Below are 24087 nucleotides of genomic sequence, written 5' to 3' on the forward strand. Positions count from 1 at the left end.
CGAGGCGCAGTCGAGCGGATGCCGCGAGCATCCGTGGGCAGGAGGGGCGGGCCGTTGCGGCTCGCCCCTTCCGCGTTCGCGGGTCAGGCGGCGGGACGCGCCGCCGCCGCGGGCGAGCCCCAGATGAAGTACTCGCGCACGGGCACGCCCTCGCGCGGCGCCTCGAGGATGCGGCCCCCACCGAGGTAGATCGCCACGTGGTAATAATCGCCGCCCCCGCCCCAGAAGAGCAGGTCGCCGCGCTGGATGTCCGAGAGCGACACCGCCTTTCCCTGGCCTGCGAGCGTGTAGTACTGGTTCGTCGCCGAGTGGGTGCCGATGCCGATGCCGGCGTACCCGTACGCCTGCTGGGTGAGGCCCGAGCAGTCCCAGATGCCGGGACCCGCGCCGCCGAGCACGTACGGCTCGCCGAGCTGCTGGCTCGCGAACCAGATCGCGGACTCCACGGCGCCGGCGTTCGGCGGTGCGGGCGCCGGCGGGGGTGCGGGCGTCCCGCCCCCGGAGTCGCCGCCCCCGGAGCCGCCCGAGCCGCCATCGGATCCGCCGTCCGAGCCGCCCGAGCCGCCTGCGGCCTCCTCGGCGGCCTCAGCTGCGGCCTCAGCTGCGGCCGCCGCGGCTGCGGCCTCCGCCGCGGCGCGCGCTGCCGCTGCGGCCTCGGCCGCCTCGCGCGCCTGCCCCTCGGCACGCTCGCGTTCGAGCTGCGCGGTCGTGCCCTGCAGGCTCGCGAGCTGCGCGTAGAGCTCCTCGGAGCGCTGCTGCTGGCTCGCCACCGCGGCGATCGCGGCATCCGCGGCGGCGCTCGCCTCATCGGCCCGCTGCTCGGCGAGCGCTGCGAGGCGCTCGCGCTCGGCCGCGGCATCCGCCGCCTGCTCGCGCAGCGACTCGGCCGTGTTGCGGTCGGCGGTCGCCTGCTCGTAGACCTCGTTCGCCTGGGCGCCGAGCCGGTTCGCCATGCCGAGCTGCTCCAGCAGCTCGCTCGCGTCCTCGCCCGAGAACATGAGCTCGGCCGACAGGTCGTTGCCCGCGGTCTTCGCGAGGTGCGCGGCGAGCAGGCCCGCCCGCATCTTCGAGATCTCGGCGACCGCGTCGGCCTCGTCGGCCTGCGTGCGGAGGCGCTGCTCGCGCTCGGCCGCCTGGTCGCGCTCGTCGACGGCGACCCGCCAGGCCTCGTCGGCTCGCATCGAGGCCTCGGCCGCGGCATCCGCCGCCGTCTGGAGGCCGACGAGCAGCTCGCCGACCCGGTCGATCTCGGCCTGCTTCGTGTGCTCGTTCTGCTTCGCCTGCTCGATCTCGCTCCACGACGGGTAGTCGGGATCGGCCATCGCCGGCCCGCCGGCTGCCGCGACGGATGCCGCGACCGCGCCGACGGCGACCGTCGAGAAGACCGTCGCGGGCTTCACCCGCGAGACCGGCCTGGTTCGGTTGTCAACCAAGGCTCACCCCCCGTTCCGCCATGAAGGGGACCGGATCGATTCGTCCACCCCCGATGAAGACCTCGAAATGCAGGTGGCATCCGGTGGACGCCCCGGTGGTGCCGCTGGCGGCGATGTTCTGTCCGGACTCGACCCACTGGCCGGTGCCCACGAAGGTGCCGCCGTCGCGGATGTGCGCGTAACCCGTCCACACGCCGCCGCCGTGGTCGATCTGGACGTAGTTGCCGTACGTGCCCGACCACCCGGCGTAGCGCACGACGCCGCTGTTCGCCGCGAAGATCGGCGCGTCGCATCCGGTGCCGAGGTCCGTCGCGTAGTGGAAGCTGTTCGAGCATCCGCCCGAGGTGCAGATCGAGGCGCGCGGGCCGAAGTCGCCCGTGATGTAGCCCCAGGCGGGCAGGGCCCAGCCCGAGCTGGCGATCGTTCCGGGAGAGCCCTGGCTCATCGCCTCCTGACGGCGGCGCTCCTCCTCCTTGCGGCGGCGCTCCTCCTCTTCCTTGCGCTTGCGCTCGCCCTCCTCGTAGGCCGCGCTCGTCTTGGCCTCCGTGTCCTTCAGGAACTTCAACTGCTGGTCGAGCTCGATCTTCTTCGCCTGCGACTCCGCCAGCGCTGCCTCCGCGGCGGCCTGCGCCTCCTGGGCCGCGACGAGCGCCTCCTCGGCGGCGATGCGGAGGCGTTCGCGCTCTCCGCGGGCGACCTCGGCCTGGCCCGCGAGTGCGGTCGCCGCGTTGGCCTTCTCGTTCGCCTCGTCGTAGATGTCCGACGTGCGCTCGACCATCTTCTCCATGTTGCCGAGCTTGCCGAGCAGCGCGTCGGTCGCGGTCGAGTCGCCGGGGTCGAGGAACAGGCTCACGCCCACGTCGGCGGTGCCCGCGCGGTAGAGCTGCGCCGCGACCTGGCCCGCGTTCTCCTCGGCGGCCGTCGCCTCGGCCGCGGCGGCATCCGCCTGCCCCTGGATCTGGTCGGCGCGCAGCACGGCGTCGTCGTACTGCTGCTGCGCGACCATGAGTTCGTCGGTGCGGCGCTCGGCCTCGGCGCGGGTGGCCGCGACGTTGTCCTCGAGCTGGCCGATGAGCGCGGTGATCTCCTTCACCGCGGCGGCCCCCGCCTCGGTGTTGGCCTTCGCGGCCTGCAGCTCGTCCCACGTCGGATAGTCGACGGCCCACGCCGGTTGCGGGCTCGACACCGGCTGCAGCACCACCCCCACCAGCGTCGCGGCGATCACCGCGATCGACGCGACGATGCGCCGGGTCCTGGGATGCGATGTGCGCGTGGTGGTGCGTGTCATGTGTCTCCGTGCAGGCGTGCTCGGCCCGTCGCTCCTCGGTCTTCCATGCAGGGGTGGCAGCCTCACCCTAGGCACGGGTCACCGCGCGGTTCGGGCAATTCCGGGGCGTGTGGCGGATGCCGCGACGGCGTGAGGCGGATGCCGCGAGGCGGACTTCGAGGTGCGGCATCCGCTCGTTTTGCCATTCTGCGAATCGACCCGTATGCTTGCTTCTCGGCGGTCATGCCCCAGGCAAGACCTCCGGCCCCATCGTTTAGTGGCCTAGGACACCGCCCTTTCACGGCGGCAGCACGGGTTCGAATCCCGTTGGGGTCACTCACGAAGGTCAAATTCTGAAGGTCAAAAGCACTCAGAACATCACGTACAATTGAATAGCTTCACGTGCGAAAGCACATCGAGGCCCTGTAGCGCAGTTGGTTAGCGTGCCGCCCTGTCACGGCGGAGGTCGCGGGTTCAAGTCCCGTCAGGGTCGCTCAGGCGACAAGCCCTTTCCCTTACGAGAGAAGGGGCTTTCTCCTTATTCGGGGTGTTCCTCATCCCGAGGCTCTGTAGCTCAGTTGGTAGAGCGTTCGACTGAAAATCGAAAGGTCACCGGATCGATGCCGGTCGGAGCCACCATTGAAACCCCCGGGCAACCGGGGGTTTTCTTGTTTCAGCGGGCGATTCCGCCGGGGCGCTCGCGAGGCTGTGCCATTAATGTGCCATTAAGGTCGGCGGGGGCTCGCCGACTGGTTCGTTTTGGTGGTTCGCCGGCTGCACTCTTGAGCGCGTCGTTCAACGCCGCGCCGGCACGGAGCGCGACGCCCTCACGAGCCCGCGAGTAGCGCTCGGTGACCTGCAGGCTCGAGTGCCCGAGCGTCGCCTGCACGTCGGGTGCACTGGCCCCGGCGTCGAACAGGATGGTCGCGAACGTGTGCCGAAGATCGTGGATGCGCAGATCGGGTCTGCCGATCGCCTCGCGCAGCGTTTCCCAGTCGGCCCCGCGACGCGCGTTGTGGTTCGTGAGCCGGCCGCCGTCGGGCCCGGCGAACAGCAGGTCGTTGGATTGCTTGCCGCGGGCTGCTGCCTCGGCGTAGGGACGGAGCGCGTCGATCAGCGGGACGTCGCGGGACTTATGGCTCTTCGGCGACTGCTCGATCAGCTCGCCGCGCTGGCCAGGACTCAGCGACCGGCTCACGCGGATGATGCCGCGCTCGAAGTCGACGTCGCCGACGCGCAGCGCGGTCGCCTCCCCCGCCCTCATGCCGGTGTAGACGAGCGCCGCGAGATAGCCGCGGTAGGCGCCCTCGGGAACGAGATCGAGCAAGGTCTGGATCTGGTCGAGCGTGAGCGCCCGTGAGACCGGCGAGATGGAATCGCGCATGCTCGGCCGCTTGACCTCGCGGGCCGGGTTGTAGTCGATGAACCGCGAGCGGCGCGCGCCGTCGAGCAGGCGAGACAGTACGGCGAGCGCATCGTTCTTGGCGGATGCCCCGCCCGACCACGCCACCATCGCCGACTCGATCATGGGCGAGGTGATGTCTTCGAGCCGGTGCCGCCCCAGGCTCGGCTTCACCCGCAGGCGCCAGGCCACGCCATAACTGCGCCCGGTCGCCGGGCGGACGGATGACGCGATAGCCGGCCAGTACTTCTCATGCCACTGCTCGAGGGTCATCGACCCGTTAGGGTTGCGGCCGGCGACCGCCTTCGCGAGCTCGCGCTTGGCTTCGGCCAGCGTCAGGAACGTGCGGGATCGCTCGGCCGCTCCCCCGTCGACGCTCGGGCCGACGACCCGGATCTGGTAGCGCTGGCGGTCGGCGCGCCAGCGGATGCCCTCGGGCAGCGGCCGACCCGTGCGCGGATCGACACGGCTCGGGGTATCGCGGGTGGGCCGCCCGGCCATCAGTACTCCGTGCCGCCCCGAGCGAGCAGGTCGTCGATCGTGTCGGCACTCCAGAGCAGGTGCTTGCCCATTCGCGCGTCTGGCTCGGGGATGAGGCCGTCGTGGCGCAGCTTGTCGAAGCCCGAGACCGGGATGCGGCACCGCTCGGCCGCCTCGACTCGGCTCAGATACTCGACCCTCAGCGCGACGTCGACCATGATGCACCCCTTCGGCTAATCACCGCAGTGTTGGCATCTCGTGCATGCCAGCGCAAGCGCGGCTATTTGCAAGTACCTGAGAATATCACCGCCACGCGTATTTCGGCAAGTACCTGAGTTGAGTGGTTAGACTCGACGCATGCCCGCCTCGACGCCCCTCCCCGGTGACCAGTCGCACGACGGCCTGCTCGTCGCCGACGACCTGCCCGAAGGCTGGTTCCTGCCCAGCCGGTTCCCCGGCGAGCGCAACGACGACGCGAGCGAGCAGATCGATGCGGTGCTCGGCTACGACGACCAGGGCTCGCCGGCCGACTCCGACCAGAACGAGACCACCGGCGGTCGCTGGCGTTACCTCGAGCACGAGGCCACACACACCCGCGTGATGATCCGCCTACAGCGGCAACTGCTCGCCGCGCCGGAGGAGATCCGTATCACGGGCGTTATCTACCTGCCGTGGCGACCAGGCGACCCGATCACGAGCCAGCTCCTGCGCGAGCTGCCGACGGCCCGCATCGAGGCGGCGATCAACAAGCGGTTGTTCGCGATGAAGCGGACCGAGACGATCACGGGCGGCAAGATCGTGCTCCCATCAGGCCGGAAGGTCAGCGAGCGGGATCTACTGAAGCCGATCGGTGATCCGAAGAAAGTGGCCGACTTCTATGAGCTGGTCGCGCTGCAGCATGGCCGGCTCACGCAGCAGGGCGACGCAAACCCGAGCGCGACGATGGCGCAGATCAATATGGTCGCGCTATCGACCGCGCAAGGCTGGATCACCAAAGCCCGCGACCGTGGGCTCCTGCCGCCCGGAAGGCGCGGGCGGGCGGGCTGAGACACCACGATGTAGTGGCAAGCGAAGCCCGGCATCGGAGAGCGACTTAGCGCCGCCCGTGTGTAGAGTTTGACGGCAACTGCTCACCGAAGGCGGAGGTCCGTGAAGAGGTTCTTTGGCGCGTTCTCCAAACTCGATTGGATCACGTTCGTTTTCAGCGTGATCTTCGTACTCCTTACCTTTGTTCCGCTTCTACCCTTTGCGAAAGTGACGGACCCTTGGTTTCTGGGAACTGTTATCGCACTGGGAGCAGCGACTCTCTCAGCGATAGTGCTTGCGCAGATCGACGCGCGCGAGACAGGTAAGTCACTCTCGACCGACATGCATGGTCTTCAATCGCTTGTCGTCAGCTCCGTGGATCGGGATGCGGTGCACGAAGTGCCGTCGCAGCAGATTCGAGACGAGCTGAATTCGCTACTCGAAGGTTCTACCGAGTGGTACTTCAGAGGCGGATCAGCTCGTTGGCAACGGGAAGCGGTACTGCCAAAACTCGCCGCGGTCACAGACCGGCCAGTTCATTACAAGGTTCAGATCATTTCGCCATTCGAGGACGAGCTCTGCGACAAATACGCGCTTTATCGTCAAAAGAGTCAGCCGGGAGATCCCAGAGGCAACTCTCGGCAGATCCGACTCGAACTGCTGGCGTACATCTACGCGACTGTCGTGTGGCAATCGCGTTCCAAGATTCGAGCAGATGTAACCCTCCTCCATCGCTTTTCACCGTTCCGCCTAGACGGCAATGCAGGGAGCTTCATAATCACTGTCGCGGACGTCAATAAGAACGGCCTGAGAACCAAGCAGGGAAACTGGTATCACTCGTCTCTCCTCGACGAGTTCGAGTTCGAGGCTGGCTACGCGACGCACCTCGATCTGCCGTCCGACGCAGGCGATACGAGGGGGTGGAAGGATGTCGCGGAGTTCTTCGATGAACTCGTGCGACTCAATCCCCGCGCCACATCCAATTGGGACCACGGCTTCAAGGACTCTGATTGGGGTGAAGTTTTTGAGCTCGCTGGCACAACACGGACCAAGTCTGCGTGAGATCTACGAGTCGTTTATTTCCGAGTCCTACTCGTCGATCACATTGGCGGATGTTCTGAGCGCGATCGCGGTTGACGCCAAGAGCGTCATCACACGTCGTCATCCGCTCGGCTTTACGCATGCAGAGTTGACACCGTGCGTGGGCGCCCCCGTCGGCGAACGGTTTCGATTTCATTTCTGGCTCGGCAATGCGGGAACTCGCGATGATCTCGGCGATCTCCACGAGCACACGTGGGATCTCACAAGTCTTGTTCTTGCCGGCGAGGTGGACGACACCACTCTTCGCGCCTCTCTGACACCGATGGGCACCTATCAAGGCTCCAGAATCATCTACGGCGACCGGAACTCGTCCGAGCTCGTTGGCCGCTTCAATCTTGAGACAATTGAGAGTCGTCGAGTGCCCGCCGGGACCGTGTACGCGATTCCTAGTCGGACGGTCCACCTTAATACCGTGACGATGGTGCCGACAGTCACGCTCGTCCGCTCGATTGAAGACAATCGCGGCGAAGGCCCTCTTGTGTTCAGCACACCCAGCGCGACCACAGTTTCGGCAACGCCGGCTCGGCTTCGCGTCGACACCCTCGATGCACTCGATGCGCTCACCGTCGCGCTCGACGGCGGAAGTACACCTGTAGCAACTTCGCATCGCTGAGATGGTGATAGCCATCGGAGGCTGAGGCGAATCTATGCTTGCGCCGAAGAGGTCACAGGATGACGCATGGGGCGGGCCGCTTCATCTGGCCGACGCAACGGATCTCGAAAGGGTGGGTCGCAGTGCCAACCACGGGCCTTCGCCTACCCGCCGTTCCCTGAGATTCGCTGGAAGGTGCCCCGGCTGGTAAAGACCTTGGATCTCGACTCCCCGCGAGTGAAATTCCTCGAGGTGCTCTAAGGGAGCAGAGGCGATCCGATCGATCAAGCCGGAGCTCAGTTGGTCGCCCCACCAATCTTCGATACTCGAGATAACCGCGAGCGGCTCAGGTTGAGCGTCCAATTCGTGAGCGTATCAACGGCTCTCACACGGACGTTTCGTTGGAAGCATTCTGCGGCAGGCTGGAGATAGCGGGTCACGTGCGCATCGAGCTGCAGGGAGTCGCTCGTGCCGCCACGCCAGACGCCAGTCACATTCGATGCGGTGTCTACGCCGACCGATCAACGACCGGCAATCGAGCCGAGGTCGACCGTCCAGCGGGCGTCGGGTTGGCTGACTACTCCCGGTCAACGATCGCTCCCCGGTGTTCACACCGGTAACCAGAGTTCGAGGAGGTTCTCTCTCGCTCAACGCTAGACGAGGCGAGAGAGCTAATCCAGGTGCTCAAAGGTCACCTGCCATGCAGCGCCAAACCGATCCCGACCGTCCACGTCATCGACGAGCGTGCGAAGGTTCCTCCAGAACCGAATGCGGACGTCACGTGGCTCGAGGCCGCGCAGCTTCGCGATCCGGTGTTCGACCTCGCCCACCGCCCCAGGTTGCTTCGAGGTAGCCGTCCGGCGGTCGCCATACGGATGATCCGTCTCCGGCAACAACCGCTCGAGCGGTATGAGATCGATCAAGTCGAGCGACGACATCATCGCGGGAGGCAGCGAGAAGTAGCAGCCGAGCCGGACAGCCTCCTCAGTGAGCTCGGGCGATCCAGTCCACCAGTGAAGGATGACCCCGGAGACTGGCGTCCTGTGAAGCTCACGAAGCAGCTGAAAATGCGCCCCCGAACTATGTACGCTGACGACGCGCGGCTGACGCTCAAGCTCCTCGAGCACAGCGCGAAAGACCCGCACCTGCTCGGCCATCGGCACACGACTCGCTCCGTCGAGCCCCACTTCTCCGACGAAGGCAGCAGACGCAATGGCCCTGCTGAAGGCGGTTGCGTCAAACGCCTTGATGGTGCGGACAAGCCCTGGATGCACGCCGACGCCCCAACTGGCTCGAAGATCATTTCGCAGCGAGACCGCTGCGAACTCGTCAAGAGATCGGGTCATTGCGAAGACGAACGCGCCAAGGCTACGGACGGCCGATGCATCGATGTCCACATCGAGGTGCGCATGAGTATCCAGCGGGGGCGGAGTCTTCATAGCGCCAAGTGTCCGAGCTCATCGCGGCCGCGGTCGACCAGCGATGCGACATCGGCAAGCGGAATGTCTGCCGGAATCTGCAGGCGAGAAAGTTCATACTCGCCGAATGGTGCGGCGAGGAAGTCCCGCATTGCGGACACAACAGTCTTGTCAGCCAGCCAGTTGCGCTGCTCGGCATTCGCCGGCACTAGGTACTGCGTGTGATCGTCGAGACCGCTCGCCACGAACGAGGCTTTCCGCAGGACACACCCGAAGCAAACACCACACGCAACATTCGGTCCGCTGCCGTAAGTGCGAGCTCCCGTGTGGGAACAAGACCACGTCACGGACAAGAATGTGCTGGCTTCCGCTGCACCGATCGCGTCGCTCACCGACGAGAACATCTCGCCCTTGGTTGAGTAGGCGTACGGGTTTACCACGTCATGATGAGCGTCCACCGCCGCAAGGACCCTCTTGAGGTCAGCAATGAATTTCGGGTGCGTCGTCTTCGTCGAGAGGCTTCCACGCCGGCTCTTCGAGAGCGGTGGGTTGATCGAAGCGTAGCCGTTCTCCGGGAGCCAAAGGGGCAGCTCCCGGACCGACGCCACGGCAAGACCAAGCGCGATGAAGAGCAGGGAACGCGAACGAGTCGAGTCCTCACGTCCATACGACTCACCGCCCGGCGCGTGGCGACCCCGCGCGATGCGCACCTTGATGTGATCCGCAGTAGTCCCCCTAGCGATGCGCTCGATCTCGCTGGCGACACGCGTCTGAAGAGGGCGCAGGTTGGTCGAAGCCCAGTGAGACACGAGCACTTGCTTCTCGCCTCGACTCGCAAGGTCGATCGCCGAGAGCAGTGCACCGGTGGCGGAGTCCGCCCCGCCACTAAGCAGGACGGCGCGCTCTGCTCCAACTGCAGCGCTACCGAGTTGTTCCGACGCTCCGACCTCGCGCCGGAAGGTGAGCGACCAGGCATCGCCGGTCAGGAAGCCCAAGAGCCGTTCAAGATCCGCCCTAACTGCATTCCACGGCCCAACGGCGAGAACGTCGATTGTGAGTGAGATGTCCCGCTGGTTCCATCGCGACAGCCGCCCCGAGCGGCTGGCTGATCGATCAGCAGCAAGCACCGCTGCGGCAATTCGGACGAAGTCAACGTTGCGGGGCTTGACCAGCCCATACTCCGCAAGACGCGGCCCAACATTGGCATGAAAGTACGGCAGGCTGTGCTTACTGTGCCAGAAGAACGTTGTGGCCGCGTCCGCCGGGAGCGGATCGGTCGGGGGAAGGACCGAGAGGCGAAACTCAAACATGTCTACGCCTCATCCTTTCGATGCGCGCGGCGAAGCCACCGCAGTCCTCGCTGAATGGCTTTGTCGATCTCCTGTTGGCTTGCGCCGGTCTGGGCCAGGTTCGATCCCGCCGCGAGCTGTTGGCTGGACTCGTACACGCCGCTAACGAATTCTTCTCGCGACAGCGCATCGGTGGACGTGAATTCACCAGCTTCGGACAAGAAAATCTCGGCAACGATCAGCCCAATGGCATGCTCAGCCGTCGCGACAGCGTCCGGCAAAGCCGGGTTCTCTTCCGTGTCGAACATCCAGTCGAGCAGATGCGCAGCAATATCCCGCTGTTCCTCAGCTGGGATGTCGCTACCCATGTCAGCGTCGCAGACGACATCGAGAATCGCTCGCACGAGCTCGGAGCGAGATGGGAGTTCGGAAAGACGATCGAAGTCGAGGCCCGCCTTGGCGAGCGCGTCGCGGTCGCCCTCCCGAAACGCCCTTGCGAGCCCGGCGGCACGACTAGCGGTTGAAGCGTAGGCACGCGCATCGCGGCGAGGGGAACTCTGCTTCTTCGGGCCTCCGCCTTGGCGACTTCCTCCACCAGCAGCGCCGCCTCCTCCTCCGGAACCGCCACCCGAGCGCGAGAAGACAGGGATTCTGAGCGCCTGCGCGACCACGCTCGGTGGTACCGGAGTCTTGGATCCGTCGGTCTGCGACTGCGACCAAGAATCAACGCCGCTGCGCAGCGCACTCGCGGCTTTACCCGTCGAGCCCTTGTAGGACGAGCTCGTTCCCACGACTAGATGCCCTCCTTCACGGCACCGAACGCGCCCACAAGCGCTTCCTTGCCGCTGGCGCTCGTCATCGCCTCAAATTGCGCAAGGATCTCGGGAGCATCGGTGGCACGAAGGGTCGTAAGCGAAGAGATCTTGAGATCGGAAGGCTTGATGCGCTTGAGTGCATTCACCACGGACTCGACTGAGTTCGTTTGCAGCCGGGCGATGCGCAGCATCGCGATGACGCCCTGCGTCTGACGAGCCGGCTCGTCCACAATGACGCCGCCGATATACGCGACGAGGCGCGTCGCATTGGTTGGCTCGAGCCTTTGAAGCATTCCGTCAGTGACGCGACGAGCCTCACCCACAGAACGAGAAAGCAGTTGCGTTGCCATGTCACGGGTCGACTCCGGAAGCGCGTCAGACTCGAGGAAGACGCTCTTAAAGCTCGCCGCGAAGACGAGGTACGGCGTGATGTCCTTCTTCGCGAGAGCGGGCGAGAGCCGAGCCCACCGAACAAGACCCTCGCTGAACTGAGGCTTGGCTTCCGGCTCGGGCTTCGCAGCTTTCGTGACCGCCTTCTTTGAGCCCTCTACGTCAGAGTTGCCTTTCGCATCAGATTTGGGCTCGATTGCAGACTCGGCGACCTCGCTACCGGGCGTCTCTTCAGTCGACTCGGTCGCTTCTGGCGTGCCCGCGAAAGCTTCGAGCGCTTCGAGGTTTGTGCGAAGTGTGCGCTGACGCAGCCAATCCGTCAGGGTCTTGAAGTCCTCGGGAAAATACTGCTCAAGCACCATCAGCTTGGCGATCGTCGCCTCATCGAGTGCGATACCCCGCTTAGCAGCGATCGAGAGCCTCACGGAGAGGTCATTCAGGAACCGCTTAATGCGGCGCGGGTTGCCACGGGTTTTTTCGTGGATGATCGGACGGATGCGCGCCGCGTTGTTGCGCTGTTCGGCGAAGTCTGCGCGCTGCAATGACTTGACGGACTCGAGGGTCGCGGCCGCGCGACGCGCTTCCGCAACCTCAGCGACGATCACTTCATAGTCAGCATCGTCCGGCACGAGCGAGCGAATCTGAAGGAGCACGAGGTAGGCCTCAGTGTCGAAATCGCTGAGCGCCGGAACTGGCACGGAAGTCTGGACGATCTTGTGGAGATACAGCCGCGCCGGGGACTCCTCACCGATCTCGCCGTTATCCGAGAACCGGGTCGCGATCGCTTCCGCAACTCGCTCCTCATCGGCGGCGATAACGAAGGACATCTTCGGCACCGACAGGAACAGTCGGATGGTCTCGAGCGTCTCAACTACAGTCTCGGGAAGACAGCGATCGAGGTCATCGACCAGCACCACGACGTTCTCGATCTCAGCCAATCCCTCGGACTCGAGAAGCTTCTCGAACTCGGCTCGGAACTGCACCATGTCAGTAATCGGTTCAGGCTGCGCATCGCCCTCGACTTCACCCTTCGGCTTCACAAGTTCGAGCACCTTGTCGACGGACGGCAGGGTGACCGTAATCGCTGAGGTCGCCGCGAGCTTCATCGCCTTGGTCCAGTCGACACGTCTTACTAGCCGCTTGAGAAGCGACCTCGATTTCTCGCCCAGGCCATCGGCTGGGAGTGCGGCCTCGATGGCAGTGAGGATCTCGCCGATCAGCGATTCCTTGATGCCGAGCTGGGGATCGTAGCGCCATGGGTCGGTTTCGATCACGATGCGGGTCGACTTCGCGCCCGCGGCTGGGCGCAGCTGGCGTCCGATTAGACGAAGCACTGAGGTCTTGCCGCTGCCCCAGCTACCAGAAAGGCCGAGAGCAATGGGATCGAGGCGGGGATCGAGGACTGCATCCACCACCGTCGACGCGACAGCATCAAAGGAGAGCAGGTCAACTTCCGTCGGCTCATCGAGTAGAAGGGGGTAGCGTTTCGAATCGCTAATGCCTTCCTCCAGTTCTGTCATGCTCAAGTCCCCCAATAGAGCTCTCCGCGCTTCATCCTCGAACTCGCAGATGCTTCGCTGTACGTCTGAATTTGCCACCACAGACATTCGCTGACGTAAGCGATCGACCCATCTACTCCGTCATGTATAGCGAACAGTAGCGCTCGCGTGAGATTCAGATGCCGGAGCGCCGCTCGCGCGGAGGTCTATCTGGTCAGCGGGTGCGTGGCGAGTTGGAGTTCATCCGAGAGTCCGGCGAACCCTTCCAGCAAGGTGTCGTCGTCGCTCGGGCGCGCGAGAACAATCGTGCGAACAATTGCGCACGCGCAGATTGCCTGGTAAAAGCAGGCATACTCCTGGTCGTAAAGGATGTACGTTTCGCCCCCCGGGATGCGCGTCAGGGATGCGAACTGCCACGCGCTATTGCTGGCGTGCACGAGACCAAGCGTCGCCGACAGTGGGAGAGTTCGAGGGGATAGGAAACTCGTAGAGTCCACGTTGCACGCAGCGGAGCCACGTACGCGCAGCGGCCGGATCGGGATCCCTCGGTCGAGGGTCGAGAGACGAGGCCACGGCGGAACCGGAGCGGCCGAGAACCCCGCGGCAGCGCTCCGAGCTCAGAAGACGCTGCGCTCATACGCGATCCCCAACTCATAGGCGTGTAGAGCTCCGCAGACCTCATCGAGGGTTCGCTCGTTGTAGGCGGCCACCGTCCAAGGCACATTGATGAATCTCCGCGCCACGTGCTCGAAATAAGGTCTGTCTACGCTCCCGAACGAGTGGCCGTAGACAAAGACCTGAGCTGGCCTCCGGCTGATCTGACACGTGAATTCGATCAGCGCTTCGTGCTGATATGGCTTTTCGAAGGTGGCGAGCCGTTGTGCAACCGCCCCGTATGCGCGGGACTGATAGAACTCGAAACTTTCCTCGTCATCCCACTTGCGCAGCACCTCGGTCCCTTGCAGAGAGCCGGGCGTGTAGCCAAGCATGAGCCGGCTCACGCCAACCTCGCCGTGTATGTGCAGGACGCGCGAGGGGTCAGCGCCGTAGAGGCGCTCAAGAGTGTGCGTGTAGTTGAACGTCAAAAAGTAGTCGTCTCTGCCGAACAAGCCAGAGAACTTGTGGAGCGGCGTGACGCCGTCGAGCTCGTCATCTGCGTTCTGCGCGAACTCGTCCAAAGGAAAGGTGAGGAGCTGCTCTGCTTCGTGGATGACCCCATCCCGGTCGCTCTCTCGATCCGACGAGTAATCCGGACAGTACTGCCCCAGGTGCTCCAAGACGAGGTCGACATCCGGGTGGGCAAGTTGCGCCTCCACGTCGGACCAAAGGTCCCCCTCGATGCTGTAGCTCTCCCATTCCCCCGGGAAACGCTCCGCTTTGAGAGCAAGGGCCTTAAGGTCCGGGTCGTATCTGGTCGGTAGACCATGCTGCAAGTCGAAACCGTTACCCAGCACAAACAGCGTCGACACCCAACGTCCTCCCGACCCGACCTGACACCCGCCGTGAAGCGTACAGGTTCGTGCGGGCCCCTTCGACGCTCGCCCGAAGATCACAATCTGGACCGAGCGCACCCCGGCGGTGCGTCAATCGCTCCCCGCCCGGTTGGGTGTCGCTCCTGGACGCCCCATCATCGTGCAGGGGCCTTTGGCTCTCCACCAACGACCCAATCACGCGATCCTCGCATGCTGCTGAGCACTACTACCAGGCACGCAAAGAGTTTCTATGCGAACTGCTCCGAGGTCGCTCTAATGTCACACCCCCTGCGTCACCCCATTTCCGAGCGAATGGACGTATACTACCGTAGGTAGTTGCAAGAACCTGAGTTAGCCGGAGGAAGGCGATGCGAGGTGGAGTGATCCTGTACCGAGGTTCCGGCGCAGATGCGCGCCGATACCTCGAGTCCGATCGCTCCCGCGCCGACGACTACTACCTCGAGGGCGGCACGGCGCTGGCTGAGTTCTCAGTCGTCGACGGAGACGGCGATCTGATCGGCGAGGGCGCACTCACCCCCGACCAGTACGCCCAGTGGGTCGACTGGATCAACCCGCTCACCGGCGAGTCGATGGGCACGCCCCGCCACGCCGGCGACGCGCGCCACGGATCGCCGAGGTTCGCCGAGATGGTCGTCAACGCGCCGAAGTCGCTGTCGATCGCCGCGGCGCTGCACCCCGAGGTATCCGATGCGCTCGATGCGGCGCAGCGCGACGCGGTCGCCGAGATCCGGGTCTGGCTCGGCCAACACTCGGTCACGAGAGTCGGTCCGCGGGGCGCCCAGCGGGTGGTGCCGGTCGAGCAGCTCGAGACGGTCGCGGTCTCGCATAAGACCTCGCGGGCAGGCGATCCGCACCGGCACATCCACTTCCAGATCGGCACGCGAGTGTGGGCGGATTCCGCGTGGCGAGGCCTCGACACGGCTGCACTGTTCCGGCAGCAAGGCGCGATCCGCGCGCTCGGCACGGCCGTGATCGCGGCACACCCGCAGCTCGCGGCCACCCTCGACGCGCACGGCCTCACCCTCGACCCGGTGACGGCCGAGGCCACCGAACTGCAGCCGTTCAACGCCGCGATGAGCAAGCGCGCCGAGCAGGTCGCGCGCAACCTTGTGCAGTTCGAGAAGGAATGGCGCGCCGCGCACCCGAATCAGGAGCCCGGGTCCGCCGCGATGTCGCGGCTGACCGCGATGGCGTGGGATCACGAGCGCCCGCACAAGAAGCCGACCCAACTCGGCAGCGAGGATGCGCGGCGACGCGAGCTCGAGGCATCCGGCTATCGACCTGATCTCGAACGCGTGCGGGCGCAACGGGCCGTCGCGCTCGATGAGCTGAGCGTGCAGGATATCGCGTCCCGCGCACTCGATCGCTGCGCGGCCGCCGTGTCGACGTGGACGGTGCACGACATCCAGGGGCACGTGTCGCACCTCGTCACCGAGGCCGGCGTGCGGGCCGACCCGACGTTGCTTCGCGAGTTCGTCACGCTCGCCACAAAGCGCGCCGAGGAGAACTGCCTGTCAGTGCTGCCGCCCGATGGGCCGCGTCCTGAGCACATCGCGCACCTGACGAGCGTGCACGTCATCGCCGTCGAGACCCGGCTGCGCGATCTGCTCACGGCCCGGGGCGAGCGGCCGCAGATGCGCACGCCGGATCTGTCGCGCATTGCACAGCGACTCCGACTCGACCCTGCACAGGCCCGCGCGGCCGCGGCCGTGGCATCCGCCCAATCGCTCGTCGTCGTGGAAGGTGCGGCCGGCGCGGGCAAGACGACGATGCTCGCCGCTGCTATCAAGGCGTCGGCGATGCAAGGTCGCAAGACTCGTGTGGTCACGCCAACCAAAAAGGCGGCCGACGTCGCGCACCAGGAGCTCGGGGTTGCGGCCGACAGCGTCGCCAAGCTCGTGCACGAGCACGGGTGGCGGTGGAATCGCGACGGCGTGTGGACGCGGCTCGCCATCGGCGACCACGACCCAGATCCGGATGCCGCATACGCCGGCCCCGCGGCATCCGCTCGACTGCGCCGCGGCGAGAGAATCGTCGTCGACGAGGCGGGCATGCTCGACCAGGACTCCGGGCTCGCGCTGCTGACCATTGCCGAAGAGGCGTGCGCCACGGTCGCACTGGTCGGCGACCCTGCCCAGCTCTCGGCAGTCGGCCGCGGTGGCGTGCTCGAGATGGCCGCGCAGCTCCTCCCCCGCGTGCACCGTATGACAGCCGTACACCGATTCGTCGACCCGGAGTACGCCGCGCTCACCGTGCAGATGCGGCGTGGGGGTCATCCGGGAACGGTCTTCGATCGGCTGTGCACGCTCGGCCTCGTTGCTATTCATGAGAGCCCGGCTGCGCAGCTCGAGACGCTTGCGCGCGAGTGGCGCGAGGGTTGTGCGATGACCGTTGCGACGAATGACGAGGCGCGTGAGCTGAACGCGCGGATTCGCGCGGAGCGGGTGCGCGCCGGCGACGTCGATGACAGCCGCACGGTGATCGGGAACGATGGGCTGGGCATTGGACGCGGCGATGTGATTCAGACGCGGCGCAACGACGCAGGCGTGCGAGTGGCGAATCGGCAGGTGTGGGTCGTTCGGAGCGTGAGCGAGGATGGCACAGTGTGGGCGACAGAGCGCACCGCCGGCCAGCGGCCGCGATCAGTGCGGCTGCCGACCGAGTATGTCGCCGAGCACACGCATCTCGCATACGCCGCGACGGCGCACGGGGTGCAGGGAATGACGGTGGGCAGGTCGCACACAGTGGTCGGCGATGCGATGGGTGCAGCGAGCGTCTATGTGGGGATGACGCGGGGGCGGAGCGTGAACCATGTGCATCTCGTGGCGGCAAACGCCGATCAGGCTCGCGAGCAATTCGTCATCGCGATGAACCGGGATCGCGCTGATCACGGGCTAACGAGGGCTACTGCGGCTGCGAGTGAGGCAGTACATGGGCTCGCGGCCGGCCGGGCACCCAGGGTGGCGCTAGGTCTGAGCCGATGAGGGCTCATCCAGCTCGCGCAGATTGATCGGGATCATCAGGATCGTCGGGGTTATGCCGAACCTGCGCCGAGCCGTCTCCGTCGGTCGGCTCCGAGGTTGGCCTTGGCTACGTGTGACTCACACGTGCCAAAGTTTCCCGTGTGAATCAAGATCCTTTTCTCGTTGCCTTCCTCCCTCAGCTTTTCGCCACGCTCGCCGGTGCCCTGATTGGTGTGCTGGCGGCGTGGCTCGCGTTCACGTGGCAGCGGCGAGCGTCCAACGAAGACAGCGTCGACCGGGCGGTCGAGGACCTGTTGCGTCGAATCGGCGAGTACGTCGCCGATATCGATGCATATCAGAAGCACATTGCGCTCGTGAACTGGGGCGCCGGGCAACGGCCGCAGCGGACCGCTCCGCACCCGGCCAGCGTGACAATCGCCGTCGAGCTCCTGCGGATGAAAACGAAGGGTAAGCACCGCAAGGTCGCCGACGAGATCAGCAAGACGTGGAAGGCTGCATCGTCTGCGGAGCTCGAAAAACGCACCGACTCGTGCGGGTACTTGGCCGCCGCAATCACAGACTGGCGGTTGGGCGCCTCCCCCGCCGAGACCGCTGATGGTATGGCGACGGCGCGTCAACTCGCGGTCAAGAACGGCGAACTCGAGACCGAGAAAGACGAGGTTTGAGCAGGTATCTCGCGCAGCCCGACGAGCTTGTCCTTTCGACGTGAGCGGACGAACGTTCAGTCAGCGTTCACCGCAAGCCAGTTCTCCAAGTCGCGCTGAGGCCACCTGGTCAACGGAACGGGCGCGGACGCTCGGAAAGAGCGAGTTGGCGGTACACGCCGTTCTTGCATCGCGCGCTGGTACCGCGAGTAGTCAGCGAAGAAGTAACTCGTGCCCCCATCCGAAAACGTCACGACCGCGGGGTTGCTTCCAGTCGATGATGCGGGTACGACGATGCCCCGTGTTCGTGCGACCTCGAGCACCTGCTCGCGAAGGACCAGCAAGTGCTCGCCTGCATCCGCTAGTTCCGCGTCATTGGCCATTTGAGTCTGAGCCCGGAACCAGCGAGACGGCACTTTGCGGCGAGCCCAAAGGCCGGCCACGACTATGACAATGAGGCCAGCAATGGCACCACCGACGATCGATTCAACCACTCGAGTCCATCCTTTTCCAGCCACGAGGGCGTGCCGCCGGTCCGTCCACTTCCGGGGGAACACAGCAACCCGTCAAGGTGACTGCATTGAATGCTAGCGAGACCCCGCGGACGGTGCGCGGGCGACTACGCCGTCGAAGGACTCGCGTGCTACCGCACGATGTCATCCCGCCCAATCGACCGCCAGCTCAGGAACTCGCCGCAGGCGTTGCCGCGCCGCGCCTACGTTCGACGATCCATGCAGGATTTGCCCGCGAGGACTTCGCTCAGGTTTCGGCGACGGTTGAATTCTGGGCGATACAGGGTCGACAACGGCGACGCGACCCGGATTCGGGGTTCTAATGAACCCGCTTAAGGGCTTGGAGGCCATTACTCGAAGCCACGAATTGCGACTCAGTCGTCGATCGGTGGCAACGGATGCGCGACCACCTCCGCGAGTCGGTAGCGCGACCAGCCGTCACCATCAGGTGCATCCCACTGGATACTACGCTCAGCATGGTTCAGCCGCTCGTGCTCCTCAGGTGTAACCCAGCACAGCTGCAAGAGCCGATCGTAGATCTCGATGAGGTGCCTCGGAGACGTAGCAGGCCCACCAGCGATCGGCGCCTTGTGTGCGTTAGATCGGGGATCCGCCTGGCTCGGATCGACAAGCTCAATGACGATCCGCTTGATCGGAATCACATGCTCCACGACTCGTTCACGCCGCGGCAATTGCATCGCGTCACTGGTCGCGAAGGACACCCTATGAGCCTTGTCCAGCCCCTGAAGTATCCGGCGCAGCCGACTCGGGTATCCGCCCGAACCCTTCGACCACAGTCGGCCGCCCGCGGCAAGTTGCGGATACACTTCCGTCTGGATGAGATCGAACGCCTCGGTCGCGATCCGCACGCGGCGATCGTCGTACTGGGTACCGTTCATGGCACGATCCTCGCACCCGCCTGCCAGCAGGCGTTCAAAGCCACCGTCAGTCGCACCCTCGAAGTGGGGCAGCGGAACCCTCAGGCGCGCCCCTTCCCGTGGGTACGTTGGATGTTATGAATCGCGTGAAGCGCACTCTCATTCCGTCACTGGTGTTGCTCGTGGCGTTAGTGGTGTCCGGCTGCGCGACCAACCAATCGGAATCCGCCATCTCATCGCCCACGCCGACACAGTCGAAAACCGAGACGCCTACACCCACTCCGACGCGCACCCCACCGGCGGATTCCGACGCGGACGGCGTGATCGATCTGCTCGATGATTTTCCACAAGATCCGGCTAGGTCGAAGCAACTGCGCTACGCCTCTGGTGATCCGGTCGTCGAGGGTTATCCCCTCGTCGTGGACACGGCTCAGCTCGACAGCCGACTCGTGAACTGGATCAAGACACCGCAGGCCGTCGCTCTTGCTCCTGGCGTGTACGTCGGCTACAACCCCGCGGTCACAGATCTCGCGGTATACCTCGAATCCAACACTGGCGATGGCGATTGCGCCGTTCGGAACCTCTACGAGTTCGGCGGCGGCGCCTGTTGGGACGGTGTCCTGCCCTCGCCCGCCGAGCCACAGCCGTGACGCATCAGCCGAATCGAGCGTGGCAAACTGCGCTTGCTCGCGACCGAATCTGTGCCATTAATGTGCCATTAAATGCGCGAAAACGAACTGAAACCAACTGTTACCGTTTCGAAGAATCCCTGATCAGCGCGATATCATGCCATAAGAATGAGCGAAAACCGCCCCGGCTCACTGAAAATCGAAAGGTCACCGGATCGATGCCGGTCGGAGCCACAGTCTGAAAGCCCCCGGTTCGCCGGGGGCTTTCGCGTTTTCTCAGCTCGGATCGAACCTCGCGCGTCGCTCGACGGCGAGCGCGCCTCGGCCCGCCCGCTCAGCCGCCCTGGCCGGGCAGCGCGCTGACCGTGATGAGCGATCCGGCGGCGTTGCACGCCTCCGCCACCTTGCCCAGCGCGATGGCGAGCTCCTCGTTCTCGTAGCTGAGACCTCCCTCGGCGATCGCGCGCTGCGCGTACTCGATGGCCGGCGACACCTCGACCCTGGTGCTCACGATCATGAGCCGCCAGCCGTCTTCGAGCGCGGCGACCCTCGACGCGTACGCGGCGTCGTCGATCAGCCCCTGCTCGTGCTCCCACCCGGAACGGTCCCTGATGCCCTCGAGGGCGCTGACCTGGCCGCAGAGGTGGGGCGCGTCGGCATCGAACATCGGCGCGGCATCGGCGGGCGGCGTCGTCTCGACCGCCGGGGCCTCGGTCGGCGAGCTCGCCGCGGGGCTCGCCGCGCAGCCGGTCAGGGTGAGCGCGAGCGCGGCAACCATCGCGACGATCGGCGGCGTGATTCGGGACGGGTTCATCGGCACCTCGGGGATTCGGTCGGACGTTCGGGAAACCTATCGTGCAACCGAGGTCGCGCGTGCGAACCATCCCCAGCCCCGCGAGCCGGGCGCATCCCGGGACGACCGCCGCGGTCGAGCGGCGACCCCGCGCGGCTGGATCGGATGCGACGACGCCCCGGTTAGAGTCGCCTGACGACGGTGCGACGCGCATGGAGGAGGACGCATGGCCGACTGGTGGGCGTCGCTGGACCTCGACGCGTGGAGCATCACGGCGATCGTCGTGACGATGCTCGCGACCTGGCTGCTGGCCTGGCTCGCCCGCAAGGGCGTACGCCGCGTGGTCGAGCGCGTGCCCGCCCTCACCGAGGGCGTGAAGGTGCTCGCCGTGCGCCTCACCGGATACGCGATCTGGCTGCTGGGCATCGGCATCGCCCTGACCTTCCTCGGCGCCTCGATCCAGCCGGTGCTCGCGATCGCGGTGATCGTCGGCGTCGTCCTCGTGCTCGTGCTCCGCGGCGTCGCCGACAACTTCGCCTCGGGCGTGGTGATCCAGACGCGGCATCCGTTCGCCCTCGGCGACGAGATCGCGAGCGGTGACGTGGTGGGCGTGGTCGTCGAGTCGAACGCGCGAGCCGTGGTGCTCCGCACGACCGACGGGCGCATCGTGCACGTGCCGAACTCCACCGTGCTGCGGGAGCCGCTCTTCAACAACTCCGTGCGCGGGGCGAGGCGCAGCGAGGTGGAGGTGCGTCTGACGGATACCGCGAGCGCCGATCGCGCGGAGGTGCGCGCCACGCTCGCCTCGGCCGCGACCGGGGCCGAGGGGGTGCATCACCGCGAGCCGATCACCGTGCTGCCCGTCACGATCGGACCCGGTCGCTCCGTGTACCGCGTGCAGTTCTGGCACCATCCCCTGCGCGGCGCGACCGTCACCGCCGCGGTGGTCGACGCACTCGGCGACGCCCTCGCGGTGCACGGGCACGTCGGCGTCGTGACGAGCGACCCGCCGCCACCGGCGCTCGCGGGGCCCACCGCCTTCTGAGCACGACGCGTGCTCCGGATGCCACGAGCCCGATTGCCGCGTGCTCCGGATGCCGGGAACTCGATGCCGCCGAACGTGCCTCTTGCGCTCATGGGCACCTATATTCCTATAATGGCGCATGGCGCGCAGACGACCGGGGACGCTCTTCCCCCTCGAGGTACGGATCCTCCAGACCGGTGCGGCGATGGAGGGGTCGTTCTACGGCTTCGGCATCGCCCACGAGCTGGCCCAGGACGACAACGAGGGGCTGATCGCGCACGGCACGCTCTACAAGGCGCTGAGCCGCATGACCACGGCCGGCCTGCTCGAGGCCGAGTGGGAGGACCCCTCCATCAGCGAGACGGAGGGCCGGCCGCGGCGCCGCCTCTACCGGCTCACCGCCGAGGGCGTCCGCGCCCTCTCGACGCATGAGTCCCAGCAGCGCACCGCCGTCGCCGTGACCCGCATGGGGCTGGCATGAGCGCCGAGCGGAGCGACGAGTTCCGCCGGGCGGCCAAGGCCGTGCTGCGCTGGTGCGCGCTCTACACGCGGGGCCTGGAGCCGTCCGTCGCGGCCGGACGACTCGACGAGATCGCGTCCGACCTGCACGAGCACGCCGTGTGGGCCGGCAGCACCGGAGTGTCGGTTCCGCAGCTCGCCCGCTCGGTCCGCCTGAGAGCCGTGCGCGGCGCCGCCGCCGACCTGGCCTGGCGCACCGAGCAGGCCCGGTCCGCCGATCGGCAGCTGCGCTTCGCGCTCCGCTCGAACGCCGCGCTCCTCAGCACGATGCTCGCCGCCGCGGTCGTCGTTGCGGGTGCGAGCGGGTTCGTGCTCGTCCGCGTCATCCGCGCCCTGGCCATCGGCGACATCGGCTACGTACCGAGCCGGACCCTCTGGCTCGCCGTGATCTGCGTCGCGAGCCTGGTCTCGGCCGTCCTGCTGCTCCGCCGGCGCACCCGGGTCATCGGCGCCGCGCTGCTCGCCCTGCCGGCGGTGCTCGTGTTCCCGCTCGCCGGCAACGTGCTGTGGTACGTCAGCGCGAGCACCACGCTCGTGTTCCACGTGGTCCCGTGGTGGGGCCTTCCCGCCTGGCTCCTCGGAGTCGGCCTCGGCATGCTCTGCCTGGCCGGTGCCGCGTACTGGTGGGACCTCGATCGCCCCTCGCGGGCTGTGAAGGAGACGGTTCATGTCTGAGATGGACGACGTGCTGAACGAGGTCCGCGCCGAGGAGTCGTCGCGCCGCCCACGGGGCCGCCTGGCACTCCTGATCGTCGCCGGCATCGCCGCCGTCGCTGCGATCTCGGGCGCCACCGTCCTCACGGTGTCGGCGACGGCCGGCATCACGGCCTTCGAGGCGCAGAATTCGGCTCCCTCACCCGAGGCGGGGAGCGAGCCCGCCAGCGGCACCGTCGCCGACATCGTCGCGGTGCCGGCCGCGGCCGAGCCGACCGCACCGGCCGAGTCCGGCTCGGATGCCGCCGCGGATGCCACGACGGAGGAACCGGTGGCCGACGATTCCGACGGGGCACCGGTCTTCGACGCGAGCACGGACGTCTCGACCATCCCGGCGCCGCCCGCCGACTGGCCCGAGAGCGAAGTCCTCAATGCCCGGATCTGGTTGCAGCAGCAGGACATCGTCGCCGACTGCATGCTCGAGCAGGGGTTCACGTACGAGTACACGCCGTTCTGGCTACTCACGGCCGACGATCTCCCGAGCGGTTCCTCGGGTGACGGCGGCCCCGGATCGGCGGAGTGGGTCGCCCTCTGGGGTCCGGACGACCAGCCGCTGGGCGAGGACTACGACTGGCAGCAGGCCGGATGCCACGGCTACGCCGTGCACGTCACCGGAATGGACGACGCCAACTGACCGAGCCCGCGGATACACTCGTCTCGCGATCGGAGGGAATCTCATGGCGGAACGAACGATCGATCCCGAGCTCGACCTGACGCTGCACCGACTGATCCGCGCATCTCGAGGTGAGATCTGGAAGGCGTGGACCGATCCCTCCCTCCTGGAACGATGGTGGGTCCCCGCGCCGACGCTCGCGCGAGTCGAGGTGCTCGACGTCTCCCCCGGCGGCGGGTTCGTCACCTCGATGAGCGAGGACGGCCAGGAGTTCGTGCCGCACACGGACTCGGTCTTCCTGCTCGTCGAGGAGCAACGCCGCCTCGTGTTCACGAACGCCGTCACCTCGTCGTGGCGGCCGGCCGCGCCGCAACCTGTGGCGATCACCGCCGAGATCATGCTCGACGACCACCTCGACGGCACCGACTACCGGGTGATCGTGCGCCATGGCGATCCGGCCGATCGCGCGCGCCATGAGGAGCTGGGCTTCTTCGACGGGTGGGGCGCCGTCACCGCGGCACTCGCGACCCTCGTCGAGGGCGTCGCGGCATCCTGAGCCGCCGCGACGGCGG

General features: G+C 66.1%; 22 protein-coding genes and 3 tRNA genes. 14 read left to right on the plus strand and 11 right to left on the minus strand.

The features are described 5' to 3' along the window. Positions 1–83: 83 nt before the first annotated feature. Positions 84–1433, minus strand: a complete 1350-nt coding sequence (locus ACR3IO_RS01560) for a C40 family peptidase (protein WP_434069401.1) — start codon at positions 1431–1433, stop codon at positions 84–86. Further along, positions 1426–2721 carry a M23 family metallopeptidase gene (locus ACR3IO_RS01565; RefSeq protein WP_434069402.1) on the minus strand — a complete coding sequence of 432 codons (1296 nt, stop codon included), beginning with the start codon at positions 2719–2721 and terminating at the stop codon, positions 1426–1428. The genes ACR3IO_RS01560 and ACR3IO_RS01565 overlap by 8 nt, the downstream gene beginning before the upstream one ends. A gap of 242 nt (positions 2722–2963) precedes the next feature. Between ACR3IO_RS01565 and ACR3IO_RS01570 the strand changes: the two genes are divergently transcribed. The 3 genes from ACR3IO_RS01570 (at position 2964) to ACR3IO_RS01580 (ending at position 3339) form a co-directional block, all read left to right on the plus strand. Then, a tRNA-Glu gene (locus ACR3IO_RS01570) sits at positions 2964–3036 on the plus strand. An 83-nt stretch (positions 3037–3119) separates the two neighbouring features. Then, positions 3120–3193: transfer RNA gene (locus ACR3IO_RS01575), tRNA-Asp, on the plus strand. A gap of 70 nt (positions 3194–3263) precedes the next feature. Continuing rightward, positions 3264–3339, plus strand: a tRNA-Phe gene (locus ACR3IO_RS01580). A gap of 34 nt (positions 3340–3373) precedes the next feature. Here the strand turns inward: ACR3IO_RS01580 and ACR3IO_RS01585 are convergent. Beyond that, positions 3374–4603 (minus strand): tyrosine-type recombinase/integrase, encoded by a 1230-nt coding sequence (locus ACR3IO_RS01585; RefSeq protein ID WP_434069403.1) that lies wholly within the window; start codon positions 4601–4603, stop codon positions 3374–3376. Beyond that, entirely contained in the window at positions 4603–4800 is a 198-nt protein-coding gene (locus ACR3IO_RS01590) for a hypothetical protein (protein ID WP_434069404.1), read from the minus strand. Before ACR3IO_RS01590 ends, ACR3IO_RS01585 begins: the two co-directional genes overlap by 1 nt. A gap of 139 nt (positions 4801–4939) precedes the next feature. On the opposite strand from ACR3IO_RS01590, the gene ACR3IO_RS01595 reads away from it, so the two are divergent. The 3 genes from ACR3IO_RS01595 (at position 4940) to ACR3IO_RS01605 (ending at position 7322) form a co-directional block, all read left to right on the plus strand. Beyond that, positions 4940–5629: a hypothetical protein gene (locus ACR3IO_RS01595; protein WP_434069405.1), complete on the plus strand. Its 690-nt coding sequence runs from the start codon at positions 4940–4942 to the stop codon at positions 5627–5629. Positions 5630–5731: 102 nt separating this feature from the next. After that, a complete protein-coding gene (locus ACR3IO_RS01600; RefSeq protein ID WP_434069406.1) occupies positions 5732–6670 on the plus strand; it encodes a hypothetical protein in 939 nt (312 codons plus the stop codon). After that, positions 6624–7322 carry a hypothetical protein gene (locus ACR3IO_RS01605; protein ID WP_434069407.1) on the plus strand — a complete coding sequence of 233 codons (699 nt, stop codon included), beginning with the start codon at positions 6624–6626 and terminating at the stop codon, positions 7320–7322. The genes ACR3IO_RS01600 and ACR3IO_RS01605 overlap by 47 nt, the downstream gene beginning before the upstream one ends. 650 nt (positions 7323–7972) lie before the next feature. On the opposite strand, the gene ACR3IO_RS01610 is transcribed toward ACR3IO_RS01605, so the two are convergent. The 5 genes from ACR3IO_RS01610 to ACR3IO_RS01630 form a co-directional block, all read right to left on the minus strand. Then, positions 7973–8740: a TatD family hydrolase gene (locus tag ACR3IO_RS01610; protein WP_434069408.1), complete on the minus strand. Its 768-nt coding sequence runs from the start codon at positions 8738–8740 to the stop codon at positions 7973–7975. Continuing rightward, positions 8737–10029: a hypothetical protein gene (locus tag ACR3IO_RS01615; protein ID WP_434069409.1), complete on the minus strand. Its 1293-nt coding sequence runs from the start codon at positions 10027–10029 to the stop codon at positions 8737–8739. The genes ACR3IO_RS01610 and ACR3IO_RS01615 overlap by 4 nt, the downstream gene beginning before the upstream one ends. A gap of 2 nt (positions 10030–10031) precedes the next feature. Then, positions 10032–10799, minus strand: a complete 768-nt coding sequence (locus ACR3IO_RS01620) for a hypothetical protein (protein WP_434069410.1) — start codon at positions 10797–10799, stop codon at positions 10032–10034. Between the two features lie 2 nt (positions 10800–10801). After that, positions 10802–12733, minus strand: a complete 1932-nt coding sequence (locus ACR3IO_RS01625; RefSeq protein WP_434069411.1) for a KAP family P-loop NTPase fold protein — start codon at positions 12731–12733, stop codon at positions 10802–10804. Positions 12734–13329: 596 nt separating this feature from the next. Continuing rightward, positions 13330–14181, minus strand: a complete 852-nt coding sequence (locus tag ACR3IO_RS01630) for a bacteriophage abortive infection AbiH family protein (protein ID WP_434069412.1) — start codon at positions 14179–14181, stop codon at positions 13330–13332. A gap of 371 nt (positions 14182–14552) precedes the next feature. Here ACR3IO_RS01630 and mobF point away from each other — a divergent pair, with 371 nt between their 5' ends. Both mobF and ACR3IO_RS01640 read left to right on the plus strand, forming a co-directional pair. Next, positions 14553–17189, plus strand: coding sequence for a MobF family relaxase (mobF, locus tag ACR3IO_RS01635; protein WP_434069413.1), 2637 nt, complete (start codon positions 14553–14555; stop codon positions 17187–17189). A gap of 140 nt (positions 17190–17329) precedes the next feature. Further along, a complete protein-coding gene (locus tag ACR3IO_RS01640) occupies positions 17330–17854 on the plus strand; it encodes a hypothetical protein (RefSeq protein ID WP_434069414.1) in 525 nt (174 codons plus the stop codon). Positions 17855–18719: 865 nt separating this feature from the next. Here ACR3IO_RS01640 and ACR3IO_RS01645 read toward each other — a convergent pair. After that, entirely contained in the window at positions 18720–19244 is a 525-nt protein-coding gene (locus ACR3IO_RS01645; RefSeq protein ID WP_434069415.1) for a hypothetical protein, read from the minus strand. A 116-nt stretch (positions 19245–19360) separates the two neighbouring features. Here ACR3IO_RS01645 and ACR3IO_RS01650 point away from each other — a divergent pair, with 116 nt between their 5' ends. After that, complete coding sequence (locus ACR3IO_RS01650) at positions 19361–19873, plus strand: hypothetical protein (protein WP_434069416.1); 513 nt, start codon at positions 19361–19363, stop codon at positions 19871–19873. Positions 19874–20186: 313 nt separating this feature from the next. Here ACR3IO_RS01650 and ACR3IO_RS01655 read toward each other — a convergent pair whose 3' ends face one another. Further along, positions 20187–20666 carry a hypothetical protein gene (locus ACR3IO_RS01655; RefSeq protein ID WP_434069417.1) on the minus strand — a complete coding sequence of 160 codons (480 nt, stop codon included), beginning with the start codon at positions 20664–20666 and terminating at the stop codon, positions 20187–20189. A 205-nt stretch (positions 20667–20871) separates the two neighbouring features. On the opposite strand from ACR3IO_RS01655, the gene ACR3IO_RS01660 reads away from it, so the two are divergent. The 5 genes from ACR3IO_RS01660 to ACR3IO_RS01680 all read left to right on the plus strand — a co-directional run bounded on the left by ACR3IO_RS01660 (position 20872) and on the right by ACR3IO_RS01680 (position 24071). Beyond that, positions 20872–21690 carry a mechanosensitive ion channel family protein gene (locus ACR3IO_RS01660; RefSeq protein WP_434069418.1) on the plus strand — a complete coding sequence of 273 codons (819 nt, stop codon included), beginning with the start codon at positions 20872–20874 and terminating at the stop codon, positions 21688–21690. Between the two features lie 118 nt (positions 21691–21808). After that, positions 21809–22150 (plus strand): PadR family transcriptional regulator, encoded by a 342-nt coding sequence (locus ACR3IO_RS01665; protein WP_434069419.1) that lies wholly within the window; start codon positions 21809–21811, stop codon positions 22148–22150. Further along, positions 22147–22863, plus strand: coding sequence for a hypothetical protein (locus ACR3IO_RS01670; RefSeq protein WP_434069420.1), 717 nt, complete (start codon positions 22147–22149; stop codon positions 22861–22863). Before ACR3IO_RS01665 ends, ACR3IO_RS01670 begins: the two co-directional genes overlap by 4 nt. After that, entirely contained in the window at positions 22856–23536 is a 681-nt protein-coding gene (locus tag ACR3IO_RS01675) for a hypothetical protein (RefSeq protein WP_434069421.1), read from the plus strand. Before ACR3IO_RS01670 ends, ACR3IO_RS01675 begins: the two co-directional genes overlap by 8 nt. 43 nt (positions 23537–23579) lie before the next feature. Next, positions 23580–24071, plus strand: a complete 492-nt coding sequence (locus tag ACR3IO_RS01680) for an SRPBCC domain-containing protein (protein WP_434069422.1) — start codon at positions 23580–23582, stop codon at positions 24069–24071. Positions 24072–24087 lie beyond the last annotated feature (16 nt).

The sequence above is a fragment of the Agromyces sp. Marseille-Q5079 genome (genome assembly GCF_051016555.1).
Classification (GTDB): domain Bacteria; phylum Actinomycetota; class Actinomycetes; order Actinomycetales; family Microbacteriaceae; genus Agromyces.